The sequence below is a fragment of the Lentzea sp. NBRC 102530 genome (genome assembly GCF_030269365.1).
Taxonomy (GTDB): domain Bacteria; phylum Actinomycetota; class Actinomycetes; order Mycobacteriales; family Pseudonocardiaceae; genus Lentzea.
In genome coordinates this window covers 63,059-71,370 of record NZ_BSTF01000024.1, presented here as the reverse complement: position 1 = coordinate 71,370, position 8,312 = coordinate 63,059, and the positions used below count along the sequence as shown (strand labels likewise).

Here is an 8,312-nt window from a genome sequence, read left to right as displayed (position 1 = left end):
CGACAGGCGGAGCGGAGCCTGAGAGGTCGGAACTCATGCCACCTCCTCCTCTGGCGTTGGAGCGCCGCACCGCGTCGACGTCGATGCCGGGAACCGAGCCAGGTCCCGCACCGATCGAACAGGCGCAGGACGTGTTCCCGCTCAGCTCGCCAGAGAGCATGGTGGAGGACACGAGCGCTGATCCGCCGGAGTTCGCCGGGGCGGTGCGCCATCAGCCGAACGGGCGTGTGGCGGGCGGACTGAGCTTCGACAGTGTCGGCGACGGTTCCCGAGACACGCACTGGCGGGCTCTCTACGCGTCCGCACCCGGTGAGTCGGGCGCCTTCTACGTCTTCGTGCGGGCAGGGGAAGGGAAGTTCCTGGTCAACGGATCACCGCTCGGCGGAGTCGCCTTCGCCGGACTGGTGAGCGGGTCTCCCCACTTCCAGGAGCACGCGGGGGAGTCCACGGTACCGGTGCGCCTGGTCTGGGACGGAGCAGGGACGACGGCGGCGGACCACTCCGAGGTGCGGGCGTTCGCCGACGCGTTGGGGTCTCCGGAACGACCGCGCATCGTGGAGGCGTCGACGAGCCTCGACGACTTCGTGCCCGTGAAGACCCGGCTCCAGCCGGAGTCGATCACCTGGAAGCCGCTGTGCTCGCGGAACGGCACCGTGGTCGGCATGGGGTCCGTTGCCACGAACCAGGCCTGGGACGTCATGGCGAGCCTGAGCCGGTCCGTCGCGGACGAGAGTCTCAGAGTGGTCGCCGTCCACGATGACCGGACCTCCAAGGAGGAGTGGACGCTCGGGGAGTGGGCGCTGGCGACGACGGGTCAGCGGGTGCGGCCAGTGCCTCTCTACCTGGAGAACTGGAACGGGTCACTCGCCTTGTCGGTGACGAACGGGATGAGAAGGCTCCTGTCTCCCGAGGAAGCGGCTCGGCTGGTGTTCGGGTCGAGTTTGTTCGGGAGTTTGGTGCTGAGGCGGGTGAAGCGCCCGCCGTTGCTGTTGTTCATTTCTCGGGCGGACAGTTCGTCCGGCGACATGGTGAACGCGAGGTTTGTGAAAGCGTTGCTGGGCCTGGCGGGGTCGTTGCACGTTTACGACTATGAGGGGCCGTTGGAGGCGGCGGACGGATGGCCTGTTCCCCGTGTTCCGGTGGGGCGGGTACTGGGGGAAAGCGTGCCATCGGGCGTGCGGATGCTGGTGATGGATTCGGTGTTCGGTGTGCCGTCGTCGATGGAGTCGGCACGGCGGATGGTGTTGTTCAGGGATGCGGTGGCGTCCGGATCGGTGTCGGTCGACGGCGTGGCGCGGTTGAGCGGCCGTACTCCGCTGTTTGTGGTCGTGGATTCGGTGGATGGCACGTTCGCGGAGGTAGCGGGGGAGGGCGGGGTTGTTCATGAGGTGGGTGGGGGTGTTTTGGCGCGGTTGTTGCGCGGGAATGCCGAGTTTGAGAGTGCGTTGATGGCGGAGCCGGGACGGCCGGTGGTACTGGTGGGTGCGCGTAGTGGTGAGCGGGTCAACTTCGGTGGGCTGGGGTTTGATTTCGCGGGTGAGTTGAGGGTGGGTAAAGACTTCCGCGATGTGTTCGCGGTGGGGGCGGTGGCCGGGGCCGACGGTCTGCTCGGTGATGGTGGAGGCGAACCGGGGTTGACGCTGGTGTCGGTGTTGCGGGCAGGGGATCTCAAGACCGACGCGTTGCTGAACTCTGCTGGTCAGACGGTGGCGTGGTTCGTGCGTTCACCCGGCGACCGGTCGAAGCTCGCGGCGGCGACGAGGTGGGGTTTGGCGGTCAGGTCGCGCACCATGAGGACGTACTCGTACTGGAACGGAAGTGCGTCGGTGGAGGTTCCGTTCGGCGCGGAGCAGACCGGTGATTCGGGCGTGGGTCCTCCGTTCCTGATTCTGGCAGCACTGGAAAACGGCGGATGCGGCTATCACGTCGAGCGCGTGGACGGTGCGGGCATAACGGTGTCCGCAGCCGAGTTGGCCAGGGTGCTGAGGGCTGATCGTGGGCTGCGTTCACGCCTGAGTCTTACACTGGCGAAACCGATCGCCCTCGCGTCACTCGACGGAGCCGTACCCGATGCGGAGGGGTTCGCGAACGAGCTACGAGCGCTCACCTATCACCGGAATGTGCTGACGGCGCAGGACGCGATCACCCTTGAAAGTGGCGGTAGGATTCACTCCGGCCGGGCCCCGTTCATCCTGCACGCGAAATCAGCCTATCCGGAGCGCTCCGGTGCGGTACTCAGTTATCGCCCTGTCGTCGGTGAGCGTCTCGACACCGCCGGGATGTCTTTTTCGGCCGACCTGAAGGACGCCTACTACAACGCGCTCGTCTGGCAGGAAAAACGCGGCGCCGGCACGATGATCTACGGTGAGGTGGAAGACGCCGGATTTGGTCAGGACGGCAGCCCGTTGCTTCGCGCTGTTCACCACCTGACGCCGTGGAACGATGGCGTGAAGTCGCAGTACATGATCGAGACGCACGGCACTCCCGAAGGGATGGCGGTAGCGCTCACGTCGGATCGTCCGTTGCAGGTGGGTGACAAGTTCACTGTTCCCGGTGCGACTCTGGCCACTATCGTGCGGCACTCCGGACATTTCGTCGATGCTCATCTTGATGCGGACACGGCTGTCATCCTGCTCGCCTGCCGGTCCTATTCCGGGCAGAGTGACAGTGGTGCCGCCGCCTCGTTCGCCCGAGCCTGGAACGGTGGTCTGAGCCCTGTCTTCGCCGCGACCGGCAAGGTCACTTTCGGGGAAGGCCAGTCACTGGCGGTGACGGACGGGGGCTCATATCTCCGGGTGTCGGCCCAGCCCGGCACCGTCCCGCCGAAAGTTCCGTTGAGCGCACTGGTCGTCAGTGAGTTCGACGCCGTGGCCATGTCGCTCGGGCGGAGTGGGACCAGCGTCGATCAGACGGCGCTGAGTGAGCTGAGCGCTGTCGCGGACGCTCTTGTTCCGGTGGTGTGGTGGCGACTGCGCAATGGCGCGCCGCTGCCCTCGGTCAGCATCCAGGCGCGGGGGAGCACGCGCGACGGTGCCGCGTACGGCAGAGGGAAGCGACGCAGGCTGGAAGACCCCGCGACCGCCGGGACATCGGCTGTGCGCCACGAGTTGCTGCGTGCGCTGATGGCGAGTGCCGAGCGGTACCGCGCCGTGGGCATGGAGTTCGACCTCTCGCTGATCCCGATCCGGACGGCGACGAGTGAGTCCGCGGCAGGGACCGACGTGTCGGCTCTCGTGGAGGTCGACGTTCCGCACGCCGAACTCGGTCAGTCGGCTTTGCAAGCGATTCCCGAGTTCTCCCAGTCGCAGCCGGAGGAGCAGTCGGAGTACCTGAATACCTGGACCTACGAAGTGGCCGGAGCCTTCCAGGCGCTTTCCCACTCCCGCAGGGGAGAGGGGCATCCGCCGTCGGAGAACGCGGCGGGCGGGCTGAGCTTCAACGAGGGCGTCCGGTGGGACACGCCGCTGTGGGAAGCGCTGTACAAGTCCTTGCCCGCGACAGGGGAGAAGGAGTTCAAGGTCATGGTGACCGGTGTCGGCCGCGGGTTCCTGGTCGACGGCAAGGTGCTTGGCGGCGAGGAGTTCGCCGAGGTGGTGTTCAGGTCGCCTGCCTTCCGCAACCAGGTGTCGAACTCGCGCGTTCCCGTGCGTCTTGTGGTGATGTCCCAGGCGACTTCGCCATTGACGCAGCTCCACTCCGACGCGTTCCTTCTCACGATGTGGGAAGCGGATGAGACCAGGAGCATTCGGGTGGAGATCAGCGATCTGGAACTGCGGTCGTTCGCGAGCTCCGCCGGGGGAGACCCGACGCTCCTTCCATAGCGGTGGCTTGGCGGAGTCCGCCCCCCGCGAGTCGCGCGAACGATTCTTGGGTTGAGGGCGTCCCAGGGCGCGGTATTGCGCATCAGCACTCGGCACTCGGCGCGAACGCCGGGAGCTCGAAATGAGACGCAATCCCTGACAGCGGGTAGTAGAGGCAGTTGTGGCGGGGTGGTCGTGCACTGTGCGCGGCAGTGGTTCCCGCCCCGTGGGAAACTCGGTCCAGCCGTTGTCCTTCCTGGAGGACCTGCATCCTGAGGAGCGAGGAATCGTCATGGACACCGTGACCGACACATCGCAGGACACCGAACCAGCTGGTGCGATGGAGAACTGGTTCCTCCTCATGGACCCGGCGTGGCACCCGAAGACAGAGGACGAGACGCCGCCGATCGAAGCCGTGGTGGGGATGTGGCCCGTCGAAAGCGACGGGACACTGGGAAAGTTCCGCGCGAATCCCGAACACGTGCCATCGGACGCCGAATCGCCCACGGACCCGCTGGACGCCGTGCTGAGGCTGGTGATGCAGCAACGGGCGGAGGCCGAGCACATCCAGCTCATGCTGCGGGACTCCCTGTTCGACATCGCGATGAACGGCGACGGCCGCCCGCTGATCATGAACTCTCCCGATCAGCTTCAGTGTGTCGTCATCGCCACCGGCGAACTGCACCGGCAGCGGGTGAGCGCGCCGGACTGGCGGCGGATCGACCTGGAGGAACTGGTCGTGCTGCTCGCGGATGGCATCGACGTGTTCTTCAACCCCGGAAGTCCCGCGGCCGTACGCCTGACCGGTGACTTCATCCGCGAGACGTTGATGCTGGACGACGAACGGGCCGCTGAGCTGTACGCGGAGCATCAGGAGGCCACCGATCTCCAGGTGGCGCCGTGGAGCCCCCCAGGGGCCGTCGTCGATGTCGTAGACCTGCCGGAGCGCCAGGAGAGCGCCGTGGACGAGGCAGGCAGCGCTCCCACGGGCAGCGCTCCTGAGGATGGCGTCTCCGGCCAGAGCTGAGCTCTCGCGACTCTCCTGGCGGCGCGGGGAACGTCGTCGCGCCTTGATGTCGCCTGCCCGCCATCGGCACGATCCGGCTCCGTGCCGGCCAAGCCGTCGGCCGACCGAGCCTGAGCATCTGCTCAGACTCGGTCGGCCGTTGTCGTTTTGTTCGTGTTTCCCAGTGTTACGGCGCTCGTGGTCGCTGCCGTGCGGAACTATTCGCGCCCGTGGTTCGGGCAAGGGTGAACGTGCTGGGCGGGGGGACCTCAAGGGCAGTTGGGTGGCGGAGGGGCTGCCGCAGCCGTGATTCTCGTGGTGGGCTTGGACACGGCGGTGCAACCCGTCGTCTGATCCAGCTTTGACAAGGAGATGATAAATGTCCGGAACTGTGTCAACCACGACGCCGGGAATGCACAAGGCTGCTGAGCACTTCCTCAGCACCAAGGCTTTCTCGGAGCAGAGCGCGAGCAGCGTTCATCGTGCGTTGGTCGATCTTTCGGGTACCTGGACCGGTAACGCGGCCAGTGCGTTCCAGAACGCGGTGGCGCGATGGATGGCGGATTGCAGGACGATCAACGGCCTGTTGGGGCAGATGGCTGCCGACATGCAGATGAACAGCAAGGAAATCCAGGCGAGTGAGGACGAGAACGCTCGTATCGCCACGTCCCTTCCAGTCGGTGCGAACGCTGGCCTCGACGGCTTCTAGTCGAACCTGACTCTGGCCGGCGAATTCCTTGAAAGGATAGTGACTTGACCACCTACACGTTCAACCGGGCCCAGGCTGACGCCTTCTGTCAGCACATGGCCACCGTCTCGAAGCAGCTCAGGGACGAGCTGGAGCGAATGGACGCCCAGGTGCAGAAGCTTCTGTACGACTGGTCCGACGGAGCCAAGCTCAGCTACGTCAGCGCGAAGCAGCAGTGGGACGCCGCGGCGGCTCGTATGCCGATGACGCTGGAAAGTGTGAAGGGCGCGCTCAACGACATCGGCGTCCAGTACGCGATGACCGAGCGCAACGGAATGAAGCGCTGGGGAAGCTGAGGAATTCGGCGAGCCCGTGATGCCGCTTCTCTGCGGCATCACGGTCGCCCGCTCTGCCGTCTCGGAGCGACTGCTCGACGGAACGAACAAGGAGTGCATTGTGGGATTTGACTACAACAACGCAGTGCCCAACAAATACACCGGCGAGTTCAACGAGTCGGTAGGGGAGTGGAAAGGGCGGCCCGACGATCGTCTGGCGGGGGTCTACCAGCCGCCTCGATCGCCCACCACCGGCGAGGGTGGCGGCACCGACATCCGGGTGAACACCGATGCGCTGCGGCATTTCGCCGGGAATCTCAGGACGTTCGAGAGCTGGCTGCGCGGGCTGCTGCCGAAGCTCGACGGCGTTCGGCTGGCTCCTGGCGGGTTCTACGACGCGAAGGAGCTGACCTCGAAGGTGGTCGGAGTCAACGGTTCTCCTTCGATTCACGGGTCAACCAGGGAGTTCGTCGTTCAGGCGATTCACGCTTTCAAACTGAGCGCGGATGACCTGGAGGCGTTCGCGCTCACCGTCACCAACTCCGAGGAGTTGAACAAGGCGACAGGGGACGACCTTCTGGAAGTTCTCCACGCCGCCAGGCCGGAGATCACCAAGGCGGTCGGCGGAGCGGACGTCCTGTCCGCGCCTCCCGTCTCGACGCTGCCAACGACGACGACCGGCGGCCCGACGACGACGCCGCCTACCACGACGACCTCACCGCCGACGACGACCTCGCCGTCGATCTGATTCGTCACCTGTCGTTCCCACCAGTCCCGGTTCCGGCCCTGTCTCACGCGAAGGCAACTCACCATGGGTGATCAACCGACGAGCCCTCCCGACGACCAGGGCAACGCGCCCAACGGGTTCAGAGTCGGACCGCAGGGCGAGCTCATCGCGCGCTCCGAACAGGATGGTCTCACCAGGGGCGACTACGACAAGTGGGACTGGAAGGCGATCAAGGCCTCGATCTGGAACGGAGCCGCGGTCTCCGCCACCTCGCGTGAAGATCTAGTCGATGGCCCGTCCGACCCGCAGACGCTGTGGAGCGCAGCCGTCACCTTCCTCGAGGTGCAAACCGTGCTGCACACCATCGGCAAGACGCTCGCCAAGCACTCGGAAGCACTTGCGGGAGAAGACGGGCCCTGGAAAGGCGAGGCCTCCGCAGCGTTTCGGATCATGATGACCCAGTTCGCCCAAGCGTTTCTGAACCATGCGACGCAGTTGGACGGAGGAGCCGCTCAGCTGGCGCCGGTGCCGCTGCAACTGCACCAGGCGGGGCAGTACCTCGATTGGGCCAGGCAGTCCGTCCACGCGATCGACCTGCACTACGCGAGCGAAGTCAGGCGCATGGCGTTCCTGCACAACGCCTCGGTCAGGACCCACAGTCAGGCTATCGACGTCATCCTGCCGAATGGCCTGGTCGAGGTCAGCAAGTTCCCCAGGGTCGTCGAGGCGATGACCAACGACATGCGCAAGGTGCTGAAAACCCTGGCGCAGAAGTACGAGCACACCACCTTCGACACCACGTTGACGCCAGTCGGCGCTCCCCGTGGTGCCACAACAGGACCGCCTGGCAGCACGGGTGGAGGCAGCGGCGAGACGGGTGGCGGCCTGCCCAAGCACGTTCCCGCGACGGTGAGCGGTCCTGGAACGGAAGGGGAAACGGGACCCCCGAAGAACAATCCTCCTTTGGTGAGCACCGTTCCTCCGCCGACCGGCACCACGCAACCTCCCCCCAGCGGCAGCATCGAGGACCCGCCCAACACCGCGGTCATCGAGCCGCCGCCGACGTCGCCCGTACCTTTCAAGCTGGGAGACAGCCCGACCGACGCTCCGACCTTGGCGCCCCCGAACCTCGACGCGCTGACGCCAAGCCCGAACCTCGACTCGCTGACCCCGAGCCCGAGTCCGACCCTGACCCCGCCGGACACCCTCGGCTCGGTCACACCGCCGAACCTGTCCGGCCCTGGAGGGGTCGACGCTCCTGGCTCGTTCACGCCGACCACAGCACCGCTGACCACGCCGACGCCGTTCGGGTCCATCGCACCGCCGAGCAGTGCGAACCCGCGTACCCCCGATCTGTCGAAGCTGGACCCGACCGCGCCTCCCACGCTGCCACGACCCGGCGATACCGGCTCCGGGGGCGGTCAGATCGGCGGTGTGACGCCGACGCTTCCTGGTATCACGCCGTTCGATCCGAAGGTGAACCCGATCTCGCCGCTTGTTCCGCCGAGCATTCCGGGCGGCTCCGGTAGTGGCACGGGTGGCGGGGCTGGAGGGAAGACACCCGAGCTCACGCCGTTCAACCCGGTGGAGCCACCGGGCGCCGTGGACGCGCCGGGCAGCCTTTCGCCGGCCCCCAACCTGGACACCTCGAACCTGCGTGATCCACTGACGAACACTCCCGGCACGACCGACCAGCCTGGACTTGGCCTGAGCGGCGGCGGCACGGGTGGTATGCCGATGATGCCGCCGATGGCTC

General features: G+C 66.1%; 6 protein-coding genes. All 6 read left to right on the top strand.

Translation table 11 applies throughout. The features are described 5' to 3' along the window. Positions 1–56 precede the first annotated feature (56 nt). Entirely contained in the window at positions 57–3,821 is a 3,765-nt protein-coding gene (locus tag QSK25_RS40895; RefSeq protein WP_285646634.1) for a hypothetical protein, read from the top strand. Positions 3,822–4,092: 271 nt separating this feature from the next. After that, positions 4,093–4,827, top strand: coding sequence for a type VII secretion system-associated protein (locus tag QSK25_RS40890; RefSeq protein ID WP_285646633.1), 735 nt, complete (start codon positions 4,093–4,095; stop codon positions 4,825–4,827). Positions 4,828–5,185: 358 nt separating this feature from the next. Next, positions 5,186–5,515, top strand: coding sequence for a WXG100 family type VII secretion target (locus QSK25_RS40885; RefSeq protein WP_285646632.1), 330 nt, complete (start codon positions 5,186–5,188; stop codon positions 5,513–5,515). Between the two features lie 44 nt (positions 5,516–5,559). Further along, the gene (locus QSK25_RS40880; RefSeq protein ID WP_285646631.1) at positions 5,560–5,850 is read left to right on the top strand and encodes a WXG100 family type VII secretion target; all 291 of its coding nucleotides are present in this window, start codon (positions 5,560–5,562) and stop codon (positions 5,848–5,850) included. Positions 5,851–5,866: 16 nt separating this feature from the next. After that, the gene (locus QSK25_RS40875; RefSeq protein WP_285646630.1) at positions 5,867–6,577 is read left to right on the top strand and encodes a hypothetical protein; all 711 of its coding nucleotides are present in this window, start codon (positions 5,867–5,869) and stop codon (positions 6,575–6,577) included. A 63-nt stretch (positions 6,578–6,640) separates the two neighbouring features. Further along, the coding region (locus QSK25_RS40870) for a WXG100 family type VII secretion target (protein ID WP_285646629.1) at positions 6,641–8,312 on the top strand (1,672 nt) is incomplete at its 3' end.